The following is a 22,413-nucleotide window of genomic DNA, read 5'->3' on the forward strand; positions in this document are numbered from 1 at the left end:
AGGAGATGCGTGCCCGTGCCTGCCCGACTTCCTTCGTGGGCCTGGGTGACCGGGCTGACCGTGGGAGCGATAGCCGCGGTGACCGTCCTGGCCGTGCAGGCGGAGGGCGGCCCGCACCCCACCGCCACTTCGGCCAAGCCGAGCAGCTCGGCCCCGGCGAGCGCGCGGCCCACGCCCACCGCGTCCGCCCCGGCCCGGGTGCCCGACGGCTCCGGCACCGGCCGGCGCGTCGTCTACTCCCTCGGTGACAAGCGGGTGTGGCTGGTCGACGCGAGCGAGGCCACGCGCAGCACGTTCACCGTGTGGCCGGGCACGGTCAGCCCCGACCCCGGCACGTACACGGTGTCCTCCCGCAACCCGGCCACCACCGGCTCCGACGGCGTCCGGATCGAGCACATCATGTACTTCGCCGCGAAGGACGGCGTCTCCGTCGCCTTCTCCAACGCGGTCGACGGAGCCTCACCGCCGCCCGCCGACTCCGGCGCCAAGACGGGCGGGGTCCGGATGAAGAAGGCGGACGGCACGGCACTGTGGGCGTTCGGCACGGTCGGCACGACCGTGACGGTGGTCAGGTAGCGGGCGTCTCCGTACGCGGGGCCGACAGCTGGTTGACTATCAGCACGACCCCGCTGAACAGGAAGATCCGGGTCGCGGCGTCCAGCCCGTTCCAGCTCTTCGACTGCCACATCGAGAACCACTCACCGCCTATCGCGATGAACCCGGCGCCGAACAGCAGCATCACCATCAGCAGCCCGTAGCTGGAGAACTGCCGGGCACGCGCCCGATCACGCCTGGCCCACAGCCAGCTCCCGTAGCTGAGGACGAGCGCGGCGACGGTCTCCCACACGATGATCAGGACGTACGCGGTGTCCTGAAGTCCCGTGCTGGTTATGGCCCGCCACATCAGGTCCTCGTCCTTGAACGTGGTGTCCATGGCCAGCACGTGCCGGACGAACTGCTGGTTGGTGCCGAAGTCGGTGATGTTCCCGAAGGCGACCAGTGCCATGTAGAGGGCGATGGTCGCGGTGAGCAGCATGGCGGCAAGGGACAGCCCGCCGCGTGAGGTTGTGGAGGTGGCCATGCCGATCATTCTCTCCGCGTGTGGGCGTCGCGTGTACCCCGTGACCATCGAGCAACAGTGACGACCGCGAAGAGGACGTTTGGGTGAGGAGATTCGGTGCACCCGATGAACTAACAAAATCCTTATACGACGAAGCGGAGAGGCATTATGGGCATCATTGCTTGGATCATCATCGGGCTGCTCGCGGGCGCGATCGCCAAGGCCCTGATGCCGGGCAAGGACCCGGGGGGCATCATCATCACCATGCTCATCGGTGTCGCCGGTGGTCTGCTCGGCGGCTGGCTCGGCAAGGTCATCTTCGGAGTGGACTCCATCGACGGGTTCTTCGAGATCTCCACGTGGGTCGCCGCGATCGTCGGCTCCCTCATCCTGCTCGCTCTCTACCGCGTCGTCACCGGCAACCGGCGCTCGCACCGTCACGCCTGACCGGTCGACGTCCACACCTGTGGCGCTTGAGCGCCCTGCGGACAACGACCCTGCTCTCGGAGCCGCCCCAGTCGGTGGGGCGGCTCCTGGCATGTCTGGAGCCACCGGAGCCCTTCGGTAATGTGTTCGCCAAGGGAGCGGCTCACGGCTGCCGCCGGACGGGGGAACGACGTTGACAACCACTCACGCCTTGACCGGGGCGGGGGCCGGTCCGCCGCAGGGCGGCGACACGGTCATCGACGTACACGATCTGCGGATGCGCTACCGCAGCACGGACGTGCTGAAGGGGGTCGGCTTCACGGCCCGGCGAGGCGAAGTCGTCGTCCTGCTCGGACCGAACGGCGCCGGCAAGACGACCACGATCGAGGTCCTGGAAGGCTTCCGGATGCGCTCGGACGGTGACGTGACCGTCCTCGGCACCGATCCGGCTCGCGGGGACGAACGCTGGCGTGCGCGGCTGGGCATCGTGTTGCAGTCCTGGCGGGACCACGGCAAGTGGCGGGTGCGGGAACTGCTGGCCCACCTCGGCTCGTACTATGCGCCGTACTCCACCGACCTCATACGGCGCCCCTGGGACGTCGACGAACTCCTCGCCGCGGTGGGGCTGACCGGGCAGGCCGACAAGCGGGTCGGAACGCTGTCCGGCGGGCAGCGCAGGCGTCTCGACGTGGCCATCGGCATCGTCGGCAGGCCCGAGCTGCTGTTCCTGGACGAGCCGACGGCCGGTCTGGACCCGGAGGCGAGGAACGAGTTCCACGGCCTGGTACGCGGACTCGCGGACGAGAACACCACGGTCCTGATGACCACGCACGACCTCGCCGAGGCGGAGAAGCTCGCCGACCGGATCCTCATCCTGGCCGGTGGCCGGATCGTGGCCGACGGCTCGGCCGGGGAACTGTCCCGGCAGGCATCGGCCGAGGCCACGGTGCGCTGGACCCTGGACGGGCGGCCCTTCGAGGAGGCGACGGCCGAGCCCACCCGCTTCGTCCGGCGGCTGTTCGAAGAACACGGAGAGGCGATCGGCGGGCTGGAAGTGCGCCGGGCGAGCCTGGAGGACACCTACCTGACGATGGTGCGAGAGTTCGAGGCAGGGGACGGATCGTGAAGAGCCCGGTGTGGTACGCGGCGGCAGCGGGAACCCGGCGCGGCTGGACGGAACTTCGGCAGACGTTCACGACCGGCCAGGACGTGTTCGGGTACGTGCTCTGGACCGTCCTGCTCATCGTGCCGCTGTTCCTGCTCAAGGACGATCCGCTGAAGGGCGCCGGCATTACGACCGGCGCGTTCATGCTGCCGAGCATGCTCGGCATGACGCTCGCGTTCACCGGGATGATGACCACGGCGCAACTGCTCGCGACCGAGCGGGAGGACGGCACGCTGCTGCGGGCCAAAGCCGTCCCCCACGGCATGGTCGGTCACCTGGTCGGCAAGATCATCATGGTGTCGGGTACGGCCCTGGCCTCCATGGCGCTCCCCTTCGCCGTCGGCGTGTTCCTGGTGGACGGGGTCGCCCGGCAGGGCGGCGGAGCGCTGCTGACGCTGGTGTGGGTGATCCCGCTGGGTCTCCTGGCGACCCTGCCGATCGGCGCCGTCATCGGCTCACTCGTCAGCAGCCCACGCACCGTCGGGCTGCTGATGCTCCCGGTGATGGGGCTCGTCGTGATCTCCGGGATCTACTTCCCGCTGTCGGAACTGCCCGAGTGGCTGCGGACCGTCGGGCAGATCTTCCCCGTGTACTGGGTCGGCCTCGGTCTCCGCTCCGCGCTGCTGCCGGCCGACGCGGTCGCCGCCGAGATCGGCACGTCCTGGCGGCACCTGGAGACGGCCGCTGCGCTGGGCGCCTGGTCGGCCGCCGGGCTGCTCCTCGCACCGTCCGTCCTGCGCAGGATGGCCCGCCGCGAGTCCGGGGCGGCGATGGCGGAGCGGCACCGGAAGGCGATGCAGCGAGTCGGTTAGCGTCCCGCCGCGAACTCCAGGAACTCGGACCAGGCGTCGTCGGTGAATGCCAGACAGGAGCCGGCCGTGTTCTTGGAGTCGCGGATGTGGATCGTGGGGTGGGGGGTGGGGGATATCGCGGCCTCTACGCAATCGGGGCCGTCGTTGCCGCTGTAGCTGCTCTTGAACCAGGTCAGCGGATTGGTGGTCATGTCTCGTCTCCCAGCACTTTTTCGATGAAGGCCAACGACTCGCGGGGCGAGAGGGCTTGCGCCCGGATCATGCCATAGCGCATATCGAGGACTTGCACGTCCTTCGGCTCGCTGATCACCCGGTCGTACAGTTGACTCTCCGTGTGCCCGAGTGCCTTGCCGCCCTGGAGCTTCAGCAGCCGGAACGAGCCCATCACGGCCGCGTGGTCCTCCCTGTTCATGGGCATCACCTGGATCTCGACATGCCGCAACTCGGCAACCTTCAGAAGGTGTTCGAGCTGGCGGCGCATCACCATCTTGCCGCCGAGAGGACGCCGCAGCGTCATCTCTTCCTGGACAAAGGTGACCAGAGGCCGGGGCACCCGATCGAAGACGGCCTTACGGGCCATACGTGCGGCCACATGGCGCTCGATCTCGTCCTCGGTGTACGCGGGGCGCCGCATTTCATACAGCGCCTGGGCATAGTCCGGAGTCTGCAACAGCCCATGGATGTGCAGGGCGGAGTAAGCCCCCAGCTCAACGGCCTGGTCCTCCAGCTTGGTCAGGTCCCGGACGGTCTTCGGATACCGAGCCTTCTCCACATCCTCCTTCATCGCGGAGAGCTTCCCCCCGGCGTTGAGGACCTCATCGGCCTTGTCGAGGAAGTCGGGTTTCGGAACGCGGCGCGCCCGCTCCACGGACGACACCATCTCCTCCCCGTACCCGATGGCCGACCCCAACTCGGCCTGCCTCAGCCCCGCGGCCTCACGCCACATCTTGATCTGCCGACCGACCGCCCTGAGCACGGCCGCCGCTTCCTCGTCCTCCACGCCTTCCCCTCCTGACGTACGACCCGTACGACCTCGCCGAACGTCCGGACAGTCACCCTCCGTACCGAGGTCGTCACTTCTCAGCGTAGGGACCGACGGCCACGCTGGGTGACATGAGTCAGAAATCCCCCACTGGAATCCCGCTCCTCACCCGGCACTTCGCGGTGCAGCTGTCCGCCACTCGAAGAGGTGCGCGACTGGCCCGCTTGCTGACCGAACGCCAACTCGACCAGTGGGGTGAGCCGTACGACGCTGCCGCTCACGTGGTGGCGGAGCTGGCGTCCAACGCCGTACGGCACGGGCGGGTCATGGGCAGGGACTTCCGGCTGCGGCTGAAGCTGCACGCCGACCGCACGCTCCGTATCGAGGTCACGGACGCCCGGGGCGACCGGGTCCCGCGACTCCCGGACCCGGGGGAGGAGGGCGCGGAGGGAGGCAGGGGCTTGCGCATCGTCGAGGCGTACGCGGACCGCTGGGGAGTGCAGGAGGCACCGGCGCACGCGAAGACGGTGTGGGCCGAACTGGCGCTGAGGCAAGCGGACTTGCCGGGCCACTAGAAGCGATGCGCCGCGACGTGGGCGCCACGGAGGGAGCCGGCGCGCGATAGGTTGCCCGCCATGACTGACTTAGGGCCCGTCGCCTGGCCGCCTGCTCCGATCAAGACGGAACGGCTCGTGCTCCGCGAGTCCGAGGCCCGTGACCGTGCGGCGTTCGTCGAGTTGTTCGCGTCGCCGGAGGTGTACGCCTATCTCGGTGGCCCCCGACCGCGCGACGAGCTCGAACGCGCGATGCCCGAGGTGCCCGGGCGGCGCCCCGGCCTGTTCGTGATCGATCTCGACGGAGCGATGATCGGCATGGTCACCTTCGACCGGCGCGACGCGGCACGTCCGGGCCATGTCCGTGCGGACGCCGGGGAGGCCGAGCTCGGCTACACCTTCCTGCCGGAGGCGTGGGGGCGCGGGTACGCCGCCGAGGCGTGTGCGGCGGCACTCGACTGGTGCGCCGACGCGCTTCCGGGCGAGCCGGTGGTGCTCTGCACCCAGACCGCCAATGCCCGCTCGATGCGCCTCGCGGCGAAACTCGGGTTCACCGAGGTGGAGCGGTTCGAGGAGTTCGGCGTCGAGCAGTGGTTCGGCGTGTGGGCTCCGGCCACGCCGTCGTCCGGCTGAGCCGGGTCCGGCACGCCACCCGGGAGGCCGCAGGGGCGCAGGCAGGGCTGTGACGGACGGGAAGGGAGCCCACCCTCCCCGTTCGATTACAGTGCTGGGCGTCGTACGTGTGGACGGTCCCTGGGAGGTCAAGGTGGGTGCGACTGCCGGTGCCGTCTGGGGGCGTACGGAGCAGCAGGACTTTCGTAGCCGGGTGCGCGGGACGTTGCTCGGTGTGGCCGTCGGGGACGCGCTGGGCGCGCCCGTCGACGGGCTGGGGATCGAGGCGATACGGGAGGCGCACGGCGGGGAGGGGCTCGTGGATCTCGCCCCCGCCTATGGCAGACGTGGGGCCGTGACGCACCTCACCCAGCTCACCCTGTTCTCCGTCGACGGACTGATCCGGGCGCAGGTGCGCCGCGACACCGGAGCCTGGCACCCGCCCACCGACCTGCACCGGGCATATCTGCGCTGGGCCGCCACCCAGCGCGACTGGGGGCCCGACCTGCGGCGCAAGGACGACGGCTGGCTCGCCCGGGAGGAGTGGCTGTACGCGCGGCGGGATCCCAGCCGGACGCTGCTGCTCGGGCTGGGCGACGAGACCATGGGGACCCCCGAGGCGCCCAAGAACCCCGGCGAGCTCGGGCCGGAGGCCGCCGCCCGGTCCGCCCCCTTCGGGCTGCTCGTGGGGTGGGAGCCGCAGCTCGTCGCGCAGCTCGCGGTGGAGTGCGCGGCGCAGACCCACGGTCACCCCACGGCCTGCCTGGCGGCCGGTGCGTACGCCGTGATCGTGCACGCGCTGGCGCTCGGCGAGAGTCTCGACGGAGCCGTGCAGCGGGCCTTCGCGCTGCTCGCCGCCCGGCCCGGGCACCAGCCCGTGTCGGAGGCCCTCCAGCACGCGCTGGGTGCCGTGCGGCAGGGCATGCCCGGGCCCGAGCGGGTGACCGAGCTGTGCGGGGCGGGGACGGCGGAGAGCCTCGTCGGCGCCGCCGTGTACTGCGCCCTCGTCGCCGCCGACGTCCGGCACGGGCTGTGTCTCGCCGTCAACCACGACGGCCCGTCCGCCGCCACCGCCGCGCTGACGGGCGGCCTGCTCGGTGCCCTGCACGGCGAGACGGCCCTCCCCCCGGCCTGGCTGGCCGAGCTGGAGGGCCGTCCCACGATGCTGGAGCTGGCCGACGACTTTGCCATGGAGATGACCCAGGGGCCCGCCCTGCACGGGCCCGGCGGATCGTCGCCCGGGTGGCTCGCCCGCTATCCCCGTGCCTGACAGCAGAACCTCGTGATCACTCCTTGAGGGTCGTCCGCACCGCCCCGTCCGCCGGACCGGCCGGCGTCGGAATCGCGGCCGCGGCCGCGCCGTCCCCGTCGGTGTTGATCTTCTCGATGAGTGCCAGCCGTTCCGGGGTGTCCTCCGGCTTGATGTAGCCGACGAGGACGTAGAGGACGAGGGAGACCGCCAGCGGCACCGACACCTGGTACTGGAGCGGGACGCCGCCCTCGACGTTCCAGTTGATCGGGTAGTTCACCAGCCAGAAGGCGAGCAGGCCCATCGACCAGCTGACGAGTGCCGCCGTCGGGCCGGACCGGCGGAACGCCCGCAGCAGGCCCAGCATCATCGGGATCGCCATCGGGCCCATCAGGCCGGCCACCCACTTGATGACGACCGTGATGATGTCCTTGAACGCCGGGGAGTTGACCTGGGTCGCGGCCGCCATCGACAGGCCGAGGAAGACGACCGTCGCGATCCGGGCCACCCGCAGGCCCTGGCCCTGGTTCCAGGTCCGTGCCCTGGCCCAGATCACCGGCGCGCAGTCCCGGGTGAACACCGCCGCGATGGCGTTGGCGTCCGAGGAGCACATGGCCATCGTGTGCGAGAAGAAGCCGACGATGACCAGGCCCAGCAGGCCGTGCGGGAGGAGCTGTTCGGTCATCAGGGCGTAGGAGTCGGAGCCGTCCGGCTTCTGGGACTCGACCAGCAGCGGCGACATCCACATCGGGAAGAACAGCACCAGCGGCCAGACCAGCCACAGGATCGCCGACAGCCGCGCCGAGCGCTCGGCCTCGTAGGCGTTCCGCGTGGCCATGTAGCGCTGGGCCTGGTTGAGCATGCCGCCGTTGTACTCGAAGAGCTTGATGAAGAGGAAGGCGAGCAGGAACACCGTGCCGTACGGGCCGACCAGCGGTTTCTCGTGGCCCTGGAGTTCGGGGGAGTCCCAGACGCCGAAGAAGCCGCCGTGGTCGTCGAGTCGTACGGCGACGGCGACGAACATCGCGACGCCGGCCAGCAACTGGATGATGAACTGGCCCAGTTCGGTCAGTGCGTCCGCCCACAGCCCGCCGATCGTGCAGTAGATCGCCGTGATGGCGCCGGTGATGAGGATGCCCTGGTTCAGGGAGATCCCGGTGAACACCGACAGCAGGGTGGCGATCGCCGCCCACTTCGCGCCCACGTCCACGATCTTCAGCAGCATGCCGGACCAGGCCAGCGCCTGCTGCGTCTTCAGGTCGTAACGGTTCTTCAGATACTCCAGCGGGGAGGCCACATGGAGGCGTGAGCGTAAGCGGTTGATGCGCGGTGCGAACAGCTTGGAGCCGATGGCGATGCCGAGGGCGATCGGGAAGGACCAGGTGACGAAGGACGTGACGCCGTAGGTGTAGGCGATGCCCGCGTACCCGGTGAACATCACCGCGCTGTAGCCCGACATGTGGTGGGAGATGCCGGAGAGCCACCACGGCATCTTGCCACCGGCCGTGAAGAAGTCGCTGACGTTGTCCACGCGTTTGTGCGACCAGACGCCGATCGCGACCATCACGGCGAAATAGCCTATGAGCACGGCCCAGTCGAGACCGTTCATGTGCGCCCTCCCATGGATCAGCCCGGCGCTCATCGTGGGCGCTGTCGCGTGAACACGACAAGTGACCGTCGGGTCAAGGGGAGGTAAAGATGTTCGGCGTGATGGCCTTGGTTCATCTACATGAACTCACCGCATCAACTCCCCTGCGTTGACCAGCAGCGACTGTCCGGTGATCGCCCGCGCCCGGTCCGACGCCAGGAACACCGCCGCGTCGGCCACATCCGCGTCCGTGGCCAGCTCGGGCAGCGCCATCCGCCCGGTCAGCCCCTCCAGGACGGTCGCCTCGGACACGCCCTCCGACTGCGCCGCGAATCGTACGTACGCCTGCACCGGCGGCCCCCACATCCAGCCGGGCAGCACGGTGTTGACCCGGATCCGGTACGGCCCAAGCTCCCGGGCCAGTGAGTACATCGCACTCGTCAGCGCCCCCTTCGACGCCGCGTACGCCGCCTGCCGCACCTGCGACGGGGCCGCCACCGCCGACTGCGTCCCGACGAACACCACGGAACCGCCGCCCTCCTTCAGCAGCGGCAGACAGGCCCGGGTCATCCGCAGCGTGCCCAGCAGGTTCACGTCCAGCACCGGGCGCCAGGACTCGAAGTCCGCGTCCTCCAGCCCTCCGAAGTAGCTGTCCAGGGCCGCCACATGCACCACCGCGTCGATCCCCCCGAACCGCTCCCGCGCCAGTTCGGCCAGTGCCTCGCACCGGGCCTCGTCGCGGATGTCGACCGCGCGGTACGCCGTGCACGCCCCCTCCGGATCGACCTCCTCGGCGATCTTCGCCAGGTTCGCCTCCGTACGGGCCCCGAGCACGGCCCGGCCGCCGTCCCGCACCACGGCCGCCGCCACCTGCCGCCCCAGCCCGGCCCCGACCCCCGACACGACGACCGTCCTCCCCGCGAGCAGCGACATCGCAGACCTCCCCGGAACCCTGGCGCATTATCTGACGGAGCGTCAGAGTATGGGTCAGCCGCCGAAGAAGGGGAAGGGCATGAGCGACGACACCCGCAGCGAGCTGTACGCCGAACTGGCCGCCGTCGGCCCCTACGGCACCCACCCCGGCCACGCCCTCATCACCATGGTCGAACCGCATCCGGGCCACGAGTACGCCTACAACCGCTGGTACGAGGACGACCACTACTACGCCGGTGCGATGGCGATGCCCTGGATGTACGCCGGCCGCCGCTGGGTGGCGACGAGGGACCTGCAACTCCTGCGCTACCCCGAGAAGTCGGCGATCGCCCAGCCCGTCACCACGGGCTGCTACCTCTCCACGTACTGGATCACCGCCGGGCGCTACGACGACCACATGCGCTGGACGGTCGCCATCAACAAGCGCCTCAACCGCGACGCCCGCGTCTACCACGACCGCACGCACGTCCTCACCGCCTTCCAGGACCACGAGGCGACGGTGTACCGGGACGGCGCGGCGGGCCCTCGCGACGTCCATGCCCTCGACCATCCCTACGCGGGCCTGGTCCTCCAGGTCGTCGAGTCGGACACCGCGGAGCAGCGCGCCGCACTGCTGGAGTGGCTGCGCACCCGCCATCTGCCCAAGCGCCTCGCGGGCTCACCGGCGGCGATGGTCATCGTCTTCCGGCCCACCCCGCTCCCCGGCGACCGCATGACCTACGTCAAGCAGGTCGAGGGCGTGGACACCCGGCTCACCCTGCTGTGGTTCCTGCGGACCGACCCGCGCGAGAGCTGGGAAGCACACTTCACCGGCCTGGACACGGCGCTCGCGGAGTCGGGACTGGGCAAGGTGGAACTGGTGGCCCCGTTCATCCCGACGGTGCCGGGCACGGACACGTACGTGGACCGGCTGCGCTGAGAAACGGGCCGCGACCGGCGCTACCCTTCGCCTTCATGAAGCGCTCCTGGACCCTGCCGGCCCTGCTGGTGTTCTGCGGCTCGGCCGCTGACTGCGCATCCGGCTGGGCCGTGACGCCCGCCTGGTGCACTGGGTCGACATCTGGCGGGACCCGGCGGGCGCGGCGATGGTACGGGCGGCCAACGAGGGCGACGAGACCGTGCCGACGGTCTTCGTGGCCGGCCGCCCGCAGGTCAATCCTGACCCGGCGTGGCTGCGCGAACAGCTCTCCCGGCCCGGCCGCTGAGCGCGAACCCCGCTCCGGTCAGACGCCGGTCAGCTCCGGTTACCGCATCTCCTCCGGGCACGGAGTCCCCCGCGGCAGCTGGTAAGGCGCCGCCAGCCGGTACGTCCCCGCCTTCGGGGCGAGGAGTTCCGTCCACTTGTCGCCCTCCGCGTCCTCCTCCGTCTCGGTCAGACAGCCGTTGACGTTGACGTACGTCTTCGGCTCGCTCTCCGGACGTTTCCTGGACGCCTCCGTCTCCTGCGGCGGCTTCAGGCTCCTGCCCTCCTCGTCGACGATGCTCAGCCACGGCGAGTACGGGATCCGGACCAGGATCCGGCCCGCCTTCTTCACCTGGAGGACCATCTCGCCCTGCTCGGCCCGGTCGACGACCGTGTTCGGCTCGGCCAGCGGAGTGGGAGCGGTCACCTCGAACAGCTGCCAGGTGGCGTCGCCCCACACCTGCTTGAGATAGGGCAGCCCGCGCCGCACCAGCGCCCGCTCACGCTGACCCCCGTCACCGTCCGGCTCGCCCTTCGGCAGCACCACGTAGTGCACCGCCCAGCGCTTCAGCCACTCGTGGTAGTTCGCCGAGTTGAGGGTGTCGTCGTAGAAGAGGGGGTTGCGCTCCATGTCGGCCTGCCGGTTCCAGCCGCGGGCCAGGTTGACGTACGGGGCGAGGGCGGAGGCCTCGCGATGCGAACGCGCCGGGACGACCTCCACCCGGCCCTTCTCCGCGCCGACCTCCTGCAACTCGTTGACCAGCGGGGCCAGCTCGCGCGACCAGTTCGCCGCCGGGGCCGTGTGGACGATGTCGTCGACCGACTTGAAGCCGATCCACACGGTGAAACCGACGAACGCCACCACGACCGCGTACCAGCTGCGGCTGCGCGGCACCGTGAACGGCAGCGCGGCCACCAGCGCCACCCCGGCGAACAGCATCGCCAGACGCGTGATGTTCGAACCGATCTGGCTGCTGATCAGCCACACCAGCACGACACCCAGTCCGTACACGGCGGCCGTCAGCCGGACCGTCTTCCAGCCCTCGGGCACGAGGAAGTAGACCAGTACGGAGAACGCGAGCGGCAGGATCACCGAGCCGTACGTCATCGGCTGCGTCCCCGAGAACGGGAACAGCCACGCCGACACCGCCACCACCGCACTCGGCGCCAGCCCCAGCGCCCACGCGCCCGGCCGCCGCTTCTGCAGGAACAGCGCCACCGCCACCAGGCCCACGAACAGACCCGCCACCGGCGACGACATGGTGGCCAGCGCGGCCAGCGGCGCCGCGCACAGGGCCTTCGCCCAGCGCTTGTACCGCCACCGGTACGGCCAGCAGAACACGACGGCCACCGCGGCGAGCGCGAACATCATGCCCAGGCCGAACGTGACCCGCCCGGACACCGCGTTGCAGAACAGCCCGAACACGCCCGCCAGCGCCGCCCAGAGCGGGTTGCGGACCGAGCGGCTGCGCATGAGGAGCAGGGTCAGCAGACCGGCCGAGACCGTCCCCGCGATCATCATCGTCGTCCGCACACCGAGCAGGGACATCAGGTACGGCGACACCACGCTGTACGAGACCGGGTGCATCCCGCCGTACCAGGCGAGGTTGTACGCCGAGTCCGGGTGCCGGCCGACGAACTCGGCCCAGGCGTCCTGCGCGGCCAGGTCGCCCCCGCTGTTCGCGAACGTGAAGAACCAGACGACGTGGAGCACTCCGGCCAGACCGGTGACGGACAGGACGGGGTGGCGCAGCATGCGCTCACGCAGGGTCAGGAGGACAGCGGGCAGCTGAGGGTCGGGGGTGCCGGGGGAGTCGGGGGCTTCAGAGGTGCCGGGCAAGCCGTTGTCCCGGTCGGCCTGGCCGTCCTGGTCGCTACGGCCGTCCCGGTCGTTACGGCCGTCCGGGCCGTCGCGGCCTTCCCGGTCGTCCGCTTCCCGTGGGTCGGCCTCCCGCAGGTCGGTGTCCCGTGGTGCGGACAGGCGTATTCGCGGGCCGGATACCGGGCCCGGATCGGCGTCGTCGGCGCGTGTCGGCTCCGCAGTGGCCACTCGAAGGCACTCCCCGTGTCCCGTCTTCTGTTCTCGACGTCTCGTTCTCGTCTTCCGCTCCCGGCCGTGTCCCGTTGGTCGGCGGTTCACTGCCGTGGCGCAGGCTTCCGCGGCCTGCCCGATTCGTGACGCTAGCACGCACCCCACCGGGCGGCGCCCGGGCGGGCGCTCACCCGGTGGGGTGCGGTGGTGCGGGCCGGCGGCCCCGGCTCAGCCGAGGCGCGTCAACTTGTCCGCGAAGCCCGGCTCCACGAGGTCCTTCTGGAGGGCGACCGGGACCTTGACCGCGCTGGTGGTGCCGTCACCGACGGTGAGGGTGCCCACCTTCGCTCCGGCCTTGGCCGTGTGCGGCAGCTCGTCCGGGGCGAACGTCAGCTTGACGGACAGACCCGCCCAGCCGACGGCCGTGACGTCCTCGGTGACGACGACCGGCGTACGGCCGCCGAGACCGTCGTCCGCGTACCCGACGACGTCGCCCTTCTTCAGGATCGTCGCCGACTTCAGCGCGCCCTGAGCGGCCCGGATCAGCTGGTCGCCCTCGTGGAGCGCGGCACCCAGGATGGTGTTGTCGGGGCCGCCCGCGGGCTGGCGCACCACGGCGCCGATGACCCGGCGGGTCTCGCCGTCGACGTCCTTCCTCGCGGAGAAGACGAGGTTGCCGAGGGCCGAGGTGGTGGTGCCGGTCTTGATGCCGGTGACGTCGTTGTAGCCGACCAGGCGGTTCCAGTTGTCGTGCTTGGTGCCCTTGTAGTCGACGTACGACATCATCGCGGCGACCTCGCGGAACGCGGGCTGCTGCATGGCGGCCTTGGCGAGCTTCACCTGGTCCACGGCCGTGGACACCGTGGTGTTGTTCAGGCCCGACGGGTCGGTGTACGTCGTGTTCTTCATGCCGAGGTCCTTGGCGGCGTCGTTCATCTTCTGCACGAACGACTTCTCGGAACCGGCGTCCCAGCGGGCGAGCAGTCGCGCGATGTTGTTCGCGGACGCGATCAGGATGCTCTCCAGAGCCTCCCGCTGGGTGATCTTGTCACCCTTGGTGACGTCGACGGTGGACTCCTGGCCGGCGTCGGACTGGTCCTCGGCGGCCTGGTCGATCTCGATCTTCGGGCCGGGCGCGCCGCTCTTCAGCGGGTGCTCGCGCAGGATCAGATAGGCGGTCATGACCTTGGCGACACTGGCGATCGGCACGGGCTTCTGCTCGCCGGACGACCCGAACGTGCCGATCCCCTGCACGTCCAGAGCGGCCTGGCCCTTGTCCGGCCACGGGATGTCGGGCTTGCCGCCCTCGAAGGTGTAGCTGTCCTCGGCGGTCAGCTCCAGGGTCGGCGCCGGCAGCGGGCGCACGCTCTGCACGACCGCGAGGAGGACCACCAGCAGCAGTGCCAGCGGCGTCCAGATCTTCACCCGCCGTACGGCCGTCCGCAGCGGGGTGTCCGGCGGCGGCGGGGTGTTCGTCAGCTCCGCGAGCAGGTCCAGCGGCGGCTTGGGCGGCAGCGGCTGCTGCGTGGTCCGCTCGGGGCCGACGGTGGGGACGGGGGCGGTGGCGTCGGCGGGGGCGGCCGGTGCGGCCGGTGCGGCCGGTGTGGACTGTGCGGACTTGGCGGTCCGGTCGGTCTGGTCGGTCTGTCCGGTGGATGCCGGCTTGCGAGTCGACGGGTCGTCCAGCGGCTTGAGCGCGACGAACTTGCTGGTCCGCTCCGACTCCCTCTCGGGGGCTTCCTCGGCGCCCTTGACGTCCTTCGCGACCCCGCCGAGCTTCAGCATGGTGGTCGGCTGGTCGACCGGCTGCCGCACGGCCTTGAAGACGGCGGTGGGCTGATCGACGGGGGGCTTGGAGTCGGCCTTGTCGTCGTCGCCCTCGGCGTCGGCGTCGGACTCGTCGGAGTCGGTGGTGGTGTCGTCCGTGTCCGTGTCGGCCTTGGGTGCGGCGTCGGCCTTGGTGTCGTCGGCGGTGCGCGGGTCCGCGGGCTTGGTGGCCTTGTCGTCGTCGGCGTCAGCCTTCGGCCCGGCGTCGGACGCGGGAGAGTCCGTCTCCGTCTCGGACTCGTCGGTGTCCGTGGCGGAACGGTCCGCCTCTCGCTCCTCGGCCTCCTCGTCGGCCTCGTCACTGCTCTGAGAGCCCTCCGCTGCCGCCTCTACGGCCTTCTGGCCGCCTTCCGGGGCGTCCGAGGGCTCGTCGGCGCTCTCATCCGCCTCCTGGCCGCCCTCGGCGCGCTTTTCGTCCCCGACGGCGGCCTTGTCCGCGTCCTCGGCCTCGTCGTCCTTGGTGTGCTTGTCGGCCTGGGTGACAGGCTCGTCCGGGTCCTCGGCCTTGTCGTCCTCGGCGCGCTTGCCGTCGCCAACGAGGGGCTTGTCCGCATCCTCGGCCGTGTCGTCCTCTGCGACCTTGCCGGCCTGGGCCGCGGGCTTGTCCGCGTCCTCGGTCTGCTGGTCGTCCTCGGTGGCCGTTTCGGCATCGGCGGAGTCGTCCTCGCTGTCCGCCTCCTCGGCCTCCTCGGCGTCAGCCTTCCCGGGCTTCCCCGCGTCCGCGGAGTCCTTCTCGGCGTCCTCGGAGTCCGCGTCCTGGTCCTCCGTGCCGGCAGGCTCGTCCGCCGACGCGACCCATGCCGCCACGGCGTCCCGCAGCCGGCCGTCACCGGCGGCGGAGTCGCTCTCGCCCTCGCTCCGCTCACCCGAGCCGGAGGACTCCCCGGCGCCCTCGTCCTTCCCGGCGTCCGTGACCGCCTCCTCGGCGCCCGAGTCGCTCTCGTCCCGCTCTGTGTCCTCCGGCCCCTCGTCCGTCCGTACGGACAGCACACGCGTCGCCGTGTCGACGCCGCCGCGTGCCGAGGACCGCTTCGCCTCCCTGGCCATCGCGAGCCGCGGGTCGGCGGACTCGCTCCTGGCCTCAGGAACCGGACTCGCGCTCCCCGACGTCCGTTCTGCCGACGACTCGCGCTGCTTCGACCTGTCGGGGGACTCGCCCGCCACCGATGCCTCCTCCTCGCGCCGCACTCCCCGCGGGCGCGTACCGAACCGTGAACCGCCGCCCTGACACCGCTTTCCAGCGCTGTCCGAACCATGTACCAGTGTCCTGTGCGCGGACTGGACCCATCCGGTAGACGAGAACGACATACCTACTGGTTCCACTACGAACCGGTCACGCACCCTCGACAGACCAATGTGAGAGGGGTCACCCTGTCTTTCATCCACGCGGGGAGGCATGGATGGGCAGGAGCCGCAGAACACTTCCGGAGGAGCTTCTGCTGCTGGCGTTGGACCCGACCACGGGTACCACCGCACAGCCGCAGTCGCTCGACCTCGGTCTGGCCGGAGCACAGCTAGTGGAGCTGGCGCTGGCCGGACGGATAGCCCCAGACGGGGATCGTATCGCCGTGGTGGCCCCACGGCCGACTGGAGATCCAACATTGGACTGCGCGTTGGAGTTGCTGCGAAGGCGTGGCGCTCCCGTGCGGGCAGTGAACTGGATTGGCGGGCCGCGTCTCGGGCTGCGCCAGACCTACCTCTCGCATCTGGAGCGGTGCGGCATGGTGCATGCCGTGGCGGGCCAGATGTGCGGAGTGCTGCCGACGACTCGCTACCAGGCGACGGACACCGCCATCAGCCGGGAGATCAAGGCCCGGCTGGACTCGGCGATCCGCACCGGCGTACCGCCGGACCCGCGGACCGCCGCGCTCGCCGCCCTGGCACACGCGGTCGGCCTCGGCAAGCACCTGTACCCGGGCAACGAGGGACGCTCCTCTCGCTCCCGGCTGCGGGACCTGATCAGGCACGACCCCATGGGCGGGCTCGTCGCGCACGCCGTGATGGACGTCCAGAACGGCGTGGCGGCCCAGCCGCGCCGCAACCCGGCCCCGTCCGGCCGTCAGGCCGCCGGCGGAGCCAGGCCCGCACCGGAACCCGCCCGCGGTGTTCCGATGCAACCGCGCCACGGAACCATGGCGCGTGCCGCGGCCCACTGAGCCGCGCCGCACCACGAACACCACGCCGCACCCACGAACCCGGTCACGGGAGCCGCTGCCGAGCGGGGCGGGGAGAGCACACACTCTCCCCGCCCCGCTCGGCGTGCGTGTCCGAACTGGCGTGGACCCGTCGCATATCCACCGTTTCCCAGCGGTAGGAAGCAGCTTGGTGGCAGTCTGCTCAACAGCAGATACGCAAAGTAGAGGCACGCAGCCGGAGGTGCACGTCCCGTGGCGTCCAATGTCAATCCCACCGTCAGGCGACGCCGGCTCGGCCAGGAGCTGCGCAGGCTCCGTGAGGTCAAGGGCATGACGGCCGAAGAGGTCGCCGAGCGGCTGCTGGTGTCGCAGTCGAAGATCAGCCGGCTGGAGAACGGCCGCCGCAGCATCAGCCAGCGGGACGTCCGCGACCTGTGCGGGGTCTACGAGGTGGAGGACCAGCGGGTCGTCGACTCGCTGATGCAGATGGCCAAGGACTCCCGGCAGCAGGGCTGGTGGCACGCCTTCGGGGACATCCCGTACAGCGTCTACATCGGCCTGGAGACGGACGCCGAGTCGCTGCGGGTCTACGAACCGCAGATCATCACCGGCCTGTTGCAGACGCGTGCGTACGCCGAGGCCATCATCCGGGGCGGCTCGCCCGAGGCCTCGGAGGCGGACAACGACAAGCGCGTCGAGGTCCGGCTGCGCCGGCAGGGCCGGATCACCGCCGAGACGGACCCGCTGCGGCTGTGGGTGGTCCTGGACGAGGCGTCCCTGCACCGGGTCGTCGGCAGCCGGCAGGTGATGCGCGAGCAGCTGGAGCACCTCATCGAGATGTCGCAGCTGCCCCACATCACCGTGCAGGTGCTGCCGTTCGAGGTCGGGGCGCACGCCGGTATCAACGGCCAGTACTCGATCCTGGAGTTCGCCGACGCGGCCGACTCGAGCGTCGTGTACATCGAGGGCGTGACCAGCGACCTGTACCTGGAGAAGCCGCTCGACGTGCAGAAGTACACGGTGATGTACGAGCATCTGCGCGCCCAGTCGCTGAACGTGGACCAGTCGCGGCAGCTCGTCGAGCGCCTGGCGAAGGACTACGCCCGCTGAAAAGCCGGCGATGCTACACCCCTGACACGCCTGACTGGAAGTCTCCCCTGGAATATGCCATCCAGTCGAGTGAATGACTGCTCCGAAAGAGGATGTTGGCGAGTAGCGTCGATCACGCCAACCACCAGCACGGGTTGGCGTAAACGCAACTGGCTACGGAGCGAACATGGCAATTCGTCTGGGCGCCACGGAAACGTGGACGACGTCCTCCTACACCAACAACAACGGAGCCTGTGTGATGGTCAGGTCGACCGTCGAGCAGGCTCTGGAGCTCGGTGACACCAAGATCCCCGAGGGCCCCAAGCTGGCGTTCCCCGCCGACGCGTGGAACGCCTTCGTGGCCTCGGTCAAGTCCTGAGACGCCGAGCGACAACAGCACACGCACCACCGACAGAGCCCTCTCGACCAGCATCGCCGTCCTAGCCGAGAGGGCTCCGCTCGTGCCCGGCCCCTGAAGAGGGGGCAGTCCCCGAAGGGGGATCAGCTGGGATCAGCTCACCGGGAACGCCACGTCACACACCGGGTCCTCGGCTCCCGCCGCGTCCCAGTCCGCGAAGTACACCTCCCGGCACGGGCCCGCCTGCTCCAGGCCCTCCCGGGCGATCCACTCCTCCACCGCCTCGAAGGCCGCCATGATCTGCGGATGGGCCACCTGCGCCTTGGTGATCCGGGTGTAGGCGAGCCGCCGGGCGGGGTCCACCCGTACCTTCGTCCCCCGAGTCCGGCCGTGCCGCTCGACCCACGCCCGGGCCGCCGCCTCGTCGGCCACCGGCACACAGGCCTCGGCCGGCCCGTCGCTCTCCATCGACACCTCGGAGTGGTAGACGACGAACGGCGCCGCCGTGATGCCGCCGCACTCCCGTGCCGCCGACTCCAGCCGGCCCAGTGACGCCCCGATCCACGCCGGCAGCTCACCCGCCAGCACATGCCGGGTCTCGCTGATCACCACCTGCCCGGGCACGTCCACCGTCTCGACCGCGAACCTCTGGTACATCTCGGAGCTCCTCCCCGACAGTCGTCCACGGAGGTACTCGGCGAGCGTCCGCTGCCCCGCCACCCGCGCCTCGACGTCCGCCCAGTAGGCGGAGAGCAACTCGGCCGCAGCCGGCCCGTCGCCCGCCGAGACCACCTCGGCGATCCGGGCGAGCGGCATGTCCAGCTGCCGCAGCATCGCCACGAGCCGGGCCCGTTCGACCTGGCCGGCGCGGTAGTAGCGGTAGCCGGTGGCCTCGTCGACGTGCGCCGGGGACAGCAACCCCAGCCGGTCGTACAGCCGCAGCGCCTTGGCCGAGAGCCGGGCGCGCGCGGCGAACGCCCCGATGGTGAGCAGATCCCTGTCAGATACGTCCACCACGGCATCCTCCGTCGCCGGGCGGCTCTTCCGCCCGACGACGAGGACACTCGGCCCTGCCCCAGGGGCAAGGTCAACGCCTGCCCGGCACGGGCTAGCCCAGCTGGGCCTCCACGGCCGCCACGAGCTCCGCCGACTCCGGCTCGGTCTGCGGCGAGAAGCGGGCCACGACCTTGCCGTCCCGGCCGATCAGGAACTTCTCGAAGTTCCAGCGGATGTCCCCGCTGTGCCCCTCGGCGTCGGCGAAGCCGGTCAGGCGGTCGTACAGCGGGTGCCGGTTCTCGCCGTTGACCTCGACCTTCTCGGTCAGCGGGAAGGTCACGCCGTACGTCGCGGAGCAGAACTCGGCGATCTCCTCGGCGCTGCCGGGCTCCTGCCCGAGGAACTGGTTGCAGGGCACGCCGAGGACCGTGAAGCCGCGCTCGGCGTACCGCTCCTGGAGCTTCTCGAGGCCTGTGTACTGCGGGGTCAGACCGCACTTGGAGGCGACGTTCACCACGAGCACCGCCTTGCCCGCGTACTGGGACAGGGCGGCCGAACCGCCCTGCAGCGCACCGATCTCGACGTCGAGGGGAGAGGAACCGTTGGTAGTCGTCATGAGCGGATGCTAGCCCCGGCGGGTGTCCGGACGGCTCCGGGCCTCCACGGCCTCCACCAGGACCTGCCCCGCCGCCGTCCGCGAGTACAGCACCGACCGGCCCGCCCGCCGTCGCTCCACCAGCCCGGCGTCCAGCAGCACCCGCAGATGCCGGCCGACCGACCCGAGGCCCTGACCGGTCACGGCGACCAGCTGGCTGGTGCTCAAGGGGGAGCCGAGCCGGACCAGCACACCGGCGCGGGCGGTTCCGAGCAGTGCGGCGAGGCTCGCGGGGAGCCGCCTGGCGTCGGGGTCGGCGAGGGCGCCCGCGCACGGGTAGACCAGCGCGTACCGGTCCGTGCCCTCCCAGGACACCCAGCCGATGCGCTGCGTGGTGATCGGCACGAAGACGAGCTCGGCGCCGGAGAGCTCACGCGGCGGATACGCGCGCGCGTTGACCTGGAGCCGGTTCTCCCCGAGCCACCGTGTCCCCGGCCGCAGCGCGCCCAGCGCCGACGCCCAGCCACCCCTGCTGACCTGCGCGGTCCGCGCGACCACATCGGCTTCGAGGATGCGCCGCCGGTGCGGCCAGTACGGTCGTACGGCCGTGGTCCAGACGTAGTTCAGCAGGTCCGCCGCGCGCTCCGGCAGGTCGTCCCGGTGCAGCGGGGCCGGGACGGGGCCGTGCAGGGAGAGGACGAGGTCGGAGCGCGCCGTCTCCGGGTCGGCCGCCCGCACCCGCGCGACCCCCTCCTCGAAGGTCTCGGCGCGGGGGGCGGGGGAGAGGAAGTCGGCCGTCCAGTCCCTCCCGATCCCGGCGCTGACGAGCTGCGCGGTTACCGGGTCCCGCGCCAACCGCCGCCGGTAGTCGGGCAGATGGGCGTCGAGCCACCGGCGCTCACCGGGATGCGCGGCCACGGCCCCGTGCAGCAGCCGCAGACTCCCGAAGGCCTCCGCGAACGGTGAGATCACGAACCGGCTCCCGGCCAGGGTGTCGGCGCTGATCTGCCACCAACCCATGGCCCCCCTCCAGACGTTTCGCACGTGCGCGAAACAATAACCCCGCGATCCGCGGCCTCGCAGACTCCGCTCATGCGCAGTTACCGCGAACTGTTCTGCACACCCGAGTTCACCCCGTTCTTCCTTGCAGGCTCGGTGCAGACGATCGCCCGGACGATGGGCGGACTGGCACTGGGCACCCTCGTGTACCGGGCGACCGAGTCGCCGCTGCTGTCCGCGGTGAGCATGTTCGGCTCGTCGCTCGTGCAGGTGCTGGGGGCGACGTTCCTGCTCTCGGCCGCCGACCGGCTGCCCCCGCGCGCGGCCCTGACCGCCCTGCCTCTCCTCTTCGCCGCGGCCACGGCCGCCCTGGCCCTGCCCGGACTGCCGGTCTGGGGGATCTTCGCTATCGTCCTGGTCAAGGGGCTGGTGGAGTCGGTGGGCGGGGGAGTGCGCTGGGGCCTGCTGAACGAGATCCTCTCCAAGGACGGCTATCTGCTGGGCCGCTCGGTCTTCAACATGATGACCGGCCTCATGCAGATCACCGGCTACGGGACCGGAGGCGCCCTGGTGGCGCTGTTGTCCCCGCGGGTGTCCCTGTTGGTGGCCGCCGCCCTGTACGTCCTGGGCGCGGCGGTCGTCCGCCTCGGCCTGACCCGTCGCCCCCCGCGCGCGACGGGCCGCCCTTCGGTGGCGGCGACCTGGCGCGCCAACGCGCTGCTCTGGTCGTCCGCGCCCCGCCGCCAGGTCTATCTGGCCCTCTGGATCCCCAACGGCCTGGTGGTGGGCTGCGAATCCCTCTACGTCTCCTACGCGCCGGACTCCGCCGGCACCCTGTTCGCCTGCGCCGCGCTGGGCATGCTGGCCGGGGACGTACTGGTCGGCCGCCTGCTCCCACCCCGTCTGCGTCCGCGCCTGGGCTTCCCGCTCCTGCTGCTCCTGGCCGCCCCGTATATGCCCTTCCTCCTGCACCCACCGCTTCCGCTCGCGGCGGCCGCCGTCACGCTGGCGTCGGTCGGCTTTGGGGCGAGCCTCGTACAGCAGGAGCGCCTGATGGCCCTGACTCCCGAGGCGCTGACCGGGCAGGCCCTGGGGCTGCACTCGGCGGGCATGCTCTCGACGCAGGGGGTGGCCGCGGCACTTGGGGGATCAGTGGCCCAACTGACGTCACCGGCCTCGGCGATGACGGTCATGGCCACCGGCTCGGTGGCGGTGACGCTGATGCTGATGGCGGCGGGAAGGCGCGGAGAGGGAGTGACGGCGGCGGTGCCGGAACGGCTCTCCTAGCCGTATGTCCGCTCCTCGCAGTCCGAGGTGGTCTCGGTCTCCGCGAACACCTCAGGAACCTCGTGCTCCACGACGATCCGCGACAGCAGTACGGCCAGCCGGTCCCGCTCGGCGCCGCTGAGCCCGGAGGGCAGCGCCTCCATCCGGCGCCACGTCTCGGCGTGGAACCTCCCGGCGAGCGCCGCCCCTTCCTCCGTCAGGCCCACCCGCACGGCCCGCCCGTCGCGCGGGTCGGCCTCCCGCCGCACCAGTCCCCGCTGCGCGGTCCGGTCCACCAGCCCGGTCAGACTCGACTTCGCCAGCCCGAGCGTCTCCCCGAGCTCACCCATGCCGTACGGCTGGGGCATGAGCACGCACAGCAGCTGCCCCTGCTGCGGGGTCAGTCCGTGGGCCCGGCTGGTCTCCGCGTACACACCGTCCACCAGGAACGCCGCCCGCACCAGCGCGGCGACGACCCCCACCTGTCCGCCTGCCCCCTTGCCCATCGGGTCAGGGTACCGACCGGTAGGACCGGCCCAGGAAGGTGCAGCG

The 22,413-nt window shown here is 70.8% G+C and carries 23 protein-coding genes and 1 pseudogene; 13 read left to right on the top strand and 11 right to left on the bottom strand.

The window, feature by feature from the left end; genetic code table 11:
• Window positions 1-15 precede the first annotated feature (15 nt).
• Entirely contained in the window at window positions 16-576 is a 561-nt protein-coding gene (locus ABZ016_RS20990) for a hypothetical protein (RefSeq protein WP_356918148.1), read from the top strand.
• Here ABZ016_RS20990 and ABZ016_RS20995 read toward each other — a convergent pair.
• Window positions 569-1,081, bottom strand: coding sequence for a DUF2165 domain-containing protein (locus ABZ016_RS20995; RefSeq protein WP_356918149.1), 513 nt, complete (start codon window positions 1,079-1,081; stop codon window positions 569-571). The genes ABZ016_RS20990 and ABZ016_RS20995 overlap by 8 nt on opposite strands.
• A 147-nt stretch (window positions 1,082-1,228) precedes the next feature.
• On the opposite strand from ABZ016_RS20995, the gene ABZ016_RS21000 reads away from it, so the two are divergent.
• From ABZ016_RS21000 to ABZ016_RS21010, 3 genes are all read left to right on the top strand, one after another.
• The gene (locus ABZ016_RS21000; protein WP_356655420.1) at window positions 1,229-1,507 is read left to right on the top strand and encodes a GlsB/YeaQ/YmgE family stress response membrane protein; all 279 of its coding nucleotides are present in this window, start codon (window positions 1,229-1,231) and stop codon (window positions 1,505-1,507) included.
• 256 nt (window positions 1,508-1,763) lie between these two features.
• On the top strand, window positions 1,764-2,612 hold the full coding sequence (locus tag ABZ016_RS21005; protein WP_356918203.1) for an ABC transporter ATP-binding protein: 849 nt from the start codon (window positions 1,764-1,766) through the stop codon (window positions 2,610-2,612).
• Window positions 2,609-3,463, top strand: coding sequence for an ABC transporter permease (locus ABZ016_RS21010; protein ID WP_356918150.1), 855 nt, complete (start codon window positions 2,609-2,611; stop codon window positions 3,461-3,463). The genes ABZ016_RS21005 and ABZ016_RS21010 overlap by 4 nt, the downstream gene beginning before the upstream one ends.
• Here the strand turns inward: ABZ016_RS21010 and ABZ016_RS21015 are convergent.
• A complete protein-coding gene (locus tag ABZ016_RS21015; RefSeq protein WP_356918151.1) occupies window positions 3,460-3,654 on the bottom strand; it encodes a DUF397 domain-containing protein in 195 nt (64 codons plus the stop codon). The genes ABZ016_RS21010 and ABZ016_RS21015 overlap by 4 nt on opposite strands.
• Window positions 3,651-4,463, bottom strand: a complete 813-nt coding sequence (locus tag ABZ016_RS21020; protein WP_356918152.1) for a helix-turn-helix transcriptional regulator — start codon at window positions 4,461-4,463, stop codon at window positions 3,651-3,653. Before ABZ016_RS21020 ends, ABZ016_RS21015 begins: the two co-directional genes overlap by 4 nt.
• A 113-nt stretch (window positions 4,464-4,576) precedes the next feature.
• On the opposite strand from ABZ016_RS21020, the gene ABZ016_RS21025 reads away from it, so the two are divergent.
• The 3 genes from ABZ016_RS21025 (at window position 4,577) to ABZ016_RS21035 (ending at window position 6,881) form a co-directional block, all read left to right on the top strand.
• Window positions 4,577-5,020 (top strand): ATP-binding protein, encoded by a 444-nt coding sequence (locus tag ABZ016_RS21025; RefSeq protein WP_356918153.1) that lies wholly within the window; start codon window positions 4,577-4,579, stop codon window positions 5,018-5,020.
• A 60-nt stretch (window positions 5,021-5,080) separates the two neighbouring features.
• Window positions 5,081-5,632, top strand: a complete 552-nt coding sequence (locus ABZ016_RS21030) for a GNAT family N-acetyltransferase (protein WP_356918154.1) — start codon at window positions 5,081-5,083, stop codon at window positions 5,630-5,632.
• 133 nt (window positions 5,633-5,765) lie between these two features.
• Window positions 5,766-6,881 (top strand): ADP-ribosylglycohydrolase family protein, encoded by a 1,116-nt coding sequence (locus ABZ016_RS21035; RefSeq protein WP_356918155.1) that lies wholly within the window; start codon window positions 5,766-5,768, stop codon window positions 6,879-6,881.
• 16 nt (window positions 6,882-6,897) lie between these two features.
• On the opposite strand, the gene ABZ016_RS21040 is transcribed toward ABZ016_RS21035, so the two are convergent.
• Both ABZ016_RS21040 and ABZ016_RS21045 read right to left on the bottom strand, forming a co-directional pair.
• Window positions 6,898-8,469 carry a sodium:solute symporter family protein gene (locus ABZ016_RS21040; protein ID WP_356918156.1) on the bottom strand — a complete coding sequence of 524 codons (1,572 nt, stop codon included), beginning with the start codon at window positions 8,467-8,469 and terminating at the stop codon, window positions 6,898-6,900.
• Window positions 8,470-8,595: 126 nt separating this feature from the next.
• Window positions 8,596-9,381 (bottom strand): SDR family oxidoreductase, encoded by a 786-nt coding sequence (locus tag ABZ016_RS21045; RefSeq protein WP_356918157.1) that lies wholly within the window; start codon window positions 9,379-9,381, stop codon window positions 8,596-8,598.
• A gap of 79 nt (window positions 9,382-9,460) precedes the next feature.
• On the opposite strand from ABZ016_RS21045, the gene ABZ016_RS21050 reads away from it, so the two are divergent.
• Together ABZ016_RS21050 and ABZ016_RS21055 are read left to right on the top strand one after the other, a co-directional pair.
• Window positions 9,461-10,300 (top strand): hypothetical protein, encoded by an 840-nt coding sequence (locus tag ABZ016_RS21050; RefSeq protein ID WP_356918158.1) that lies wholly within the window; start codon window positions 9,461-9,463, stop codon window positions 10,298-10,300.
• A 91-nt stretch (window positions 10,301-10,391) separates the two neighbouring features.
• Window positions 10,392-10,586, top strand: a pseudogene (locus ABZ016_RS21055) (hypothetical protein); the annotation flags it as partial.
• Between the two features lie 39 nt (window positions 10,587-10,625).
• On the opposite strand, the gene ABZ016_RS21060 reads toward ABZ016_RS21055, so the two are convergent.
• Together ABZ016_RS21060 and ABZ016_RS21065 are read right to left on the bottom strand one after the other, a co-directional pair.
• On the bottom strand, window positions 10,626-12,614 hold the full coding sequence (locus ABZ016_RS21060) for an MFS transporter (RefSeq protein ID WP_356918159.1): 1,989 nt from the start codon (window positions 12,612-12,614) through the stop codon (window positions 10,626-10,628).
• A gap of 210 nt (window positions 12,615-12,824) precedes the next feature.
• Window positions 12,825-15,587, bottom strand: coding sequence for a D-alanyl-D-alanine carboxypeptidase (locus ABZ016_RS21065; RefSeq protein WP_356918160.1), 2,763 nt, complete (start codon window positions 15,585-15,587; stop codon window positions 12,825-12,827).
• A 236-nt stretch (window positions 15,588-15,823) separates the two neighbouring features.
• Here ABZ016_RS21065 and ABZ016_RS21070 point away from each other — a divergent pair, with 236 nt between their 5' ends.
• The 3 genes from ABZ016_RS21070 (at window position 15,824) to ABZ016_RS21080 (ending at window position 18,026) form a co-directional block, all read left to right on the top strand.
• Window positions 15,824-16,579, top strand: a complete 756-nt coding sequence (locus tag ABZ016_RS21070) for a GPP34 family phosphoprotein (RefSeq protein ID WP_356918161.1) — start codon at window positions 15,824-15,826, stop codon at window positions 16,577-16,579.
• 231 nt (window positions 16,580-16,810) lie between these two features.
• Complete coding sequence (locus tag ABZ016_RS21075; protein ID WP_356918162.1) at window positions 16,811-17,668, top strand: helix-turn-helix transcriptional regulator; 858 nt, start codon at window positions 16,811-16,813, stop codon at window positions 17,666-17,668.
• 166 nt (window positions 17,669-17,834) lie between these two features.
• Window positions 17,835-18,026: a DUF397 domain-containing protein gene (locus ABZ016_RS21080; RefSeq protein ID WP_003990968.1), complete on the top strand. Its 192-nt coding sequence runs from the start codon at window positions 17,835-17,837 to the stop codon at window positions 18,024-18,026.
• Between the two features lie 132 nt (window positions 18,027-18,158).
• On the opposite strand, the gene ABZ016_RS21085 is transcribed toward ABZ016_RS21080, so the two are convergent.
• From ABZ016_RS21085 to ABZ016_RS21095, 3 genes are all read right to left on the bottom strand, one after another.
• Window positions 18,159-19,022 carry a MerR family transcriptional regulator gene (locus ABZ016_RS21085; RefSeq protein WP_356918163.1) on the bottom strand — a complete coding sequence of 288 codons (864 nt, stop codon included), beginning with the start codon at window positions 19,020-19,022 and terminating at the stop codon, window positions 18,159-18,161.
• Window positions 19,023-19,113: 91 nt separating this feature from the next.
• On the bottom strand, window positions 19,114-19,617 hold the full coding sequence (locus ABZ016_RS21090) for a glutathione peroxidase (protein ID WP_356918164.1): 504 nt from the start codon (window positions 19,615-19,617) through the stop codon (window positions 19,114-19,116).
• A gap of 9 nt (window positions 19,618-19,626) precedes the next feature.
• Window positions 19,627-20,616, bottom strand: coding sequence for a helix-turn-helix domain-containing protein (locus ABZ016_RS21095; protein ID WP_356918165.1), 990 nt, complete (start codon window positions 20,614-20,616; stop codon window positions 19,627-19,629).
• Between the two features lie 72 nt (window positions 20,617-20,688).
• Here ABZ016_RS21095 and ABZ016_RS21100 point away from each other — a divergent pair, with 72 nt between their 5' ends.
• Entirely contained in the window at window positions 20,689-21,882 is a 1,194-nt protein-coding gene (locus ABZ016_RS21100) for an MFS transporter (protein ID WP_356918166.1), read from the top strand.
• Here the strand turns inward: ABZ016_RS21100 and ABZ016_RS21105 are convergent.
• Window positions 21,879-22,367 (bottom strand): MarR family transcriptional regulator, encoded by a 489-nt coding sequence (locus tag ABZ016_RS21105; RefSeq protein ID WP_356918167.1) that lies wholly within the window; start codon window positions 22,365-22,367, stop codon window positions 21,879-21,881. The genes ABZ016_RS21100 and ABZ016_RS21105 overlap by 4 nt on opposite strands.
• Window positions 22,368-22,413: the final 46 nt, after the last annotated feature.

The organism is Streptomyces sp. NPDC006372, from assembly GCF_040612515.1.
In the GTDB taxonomy this organism is placed as follows: Bacteria; Actinomycetota; Actinomycetes; order Streptomycetales; family Streptomycetaceae; genus Streptomyces.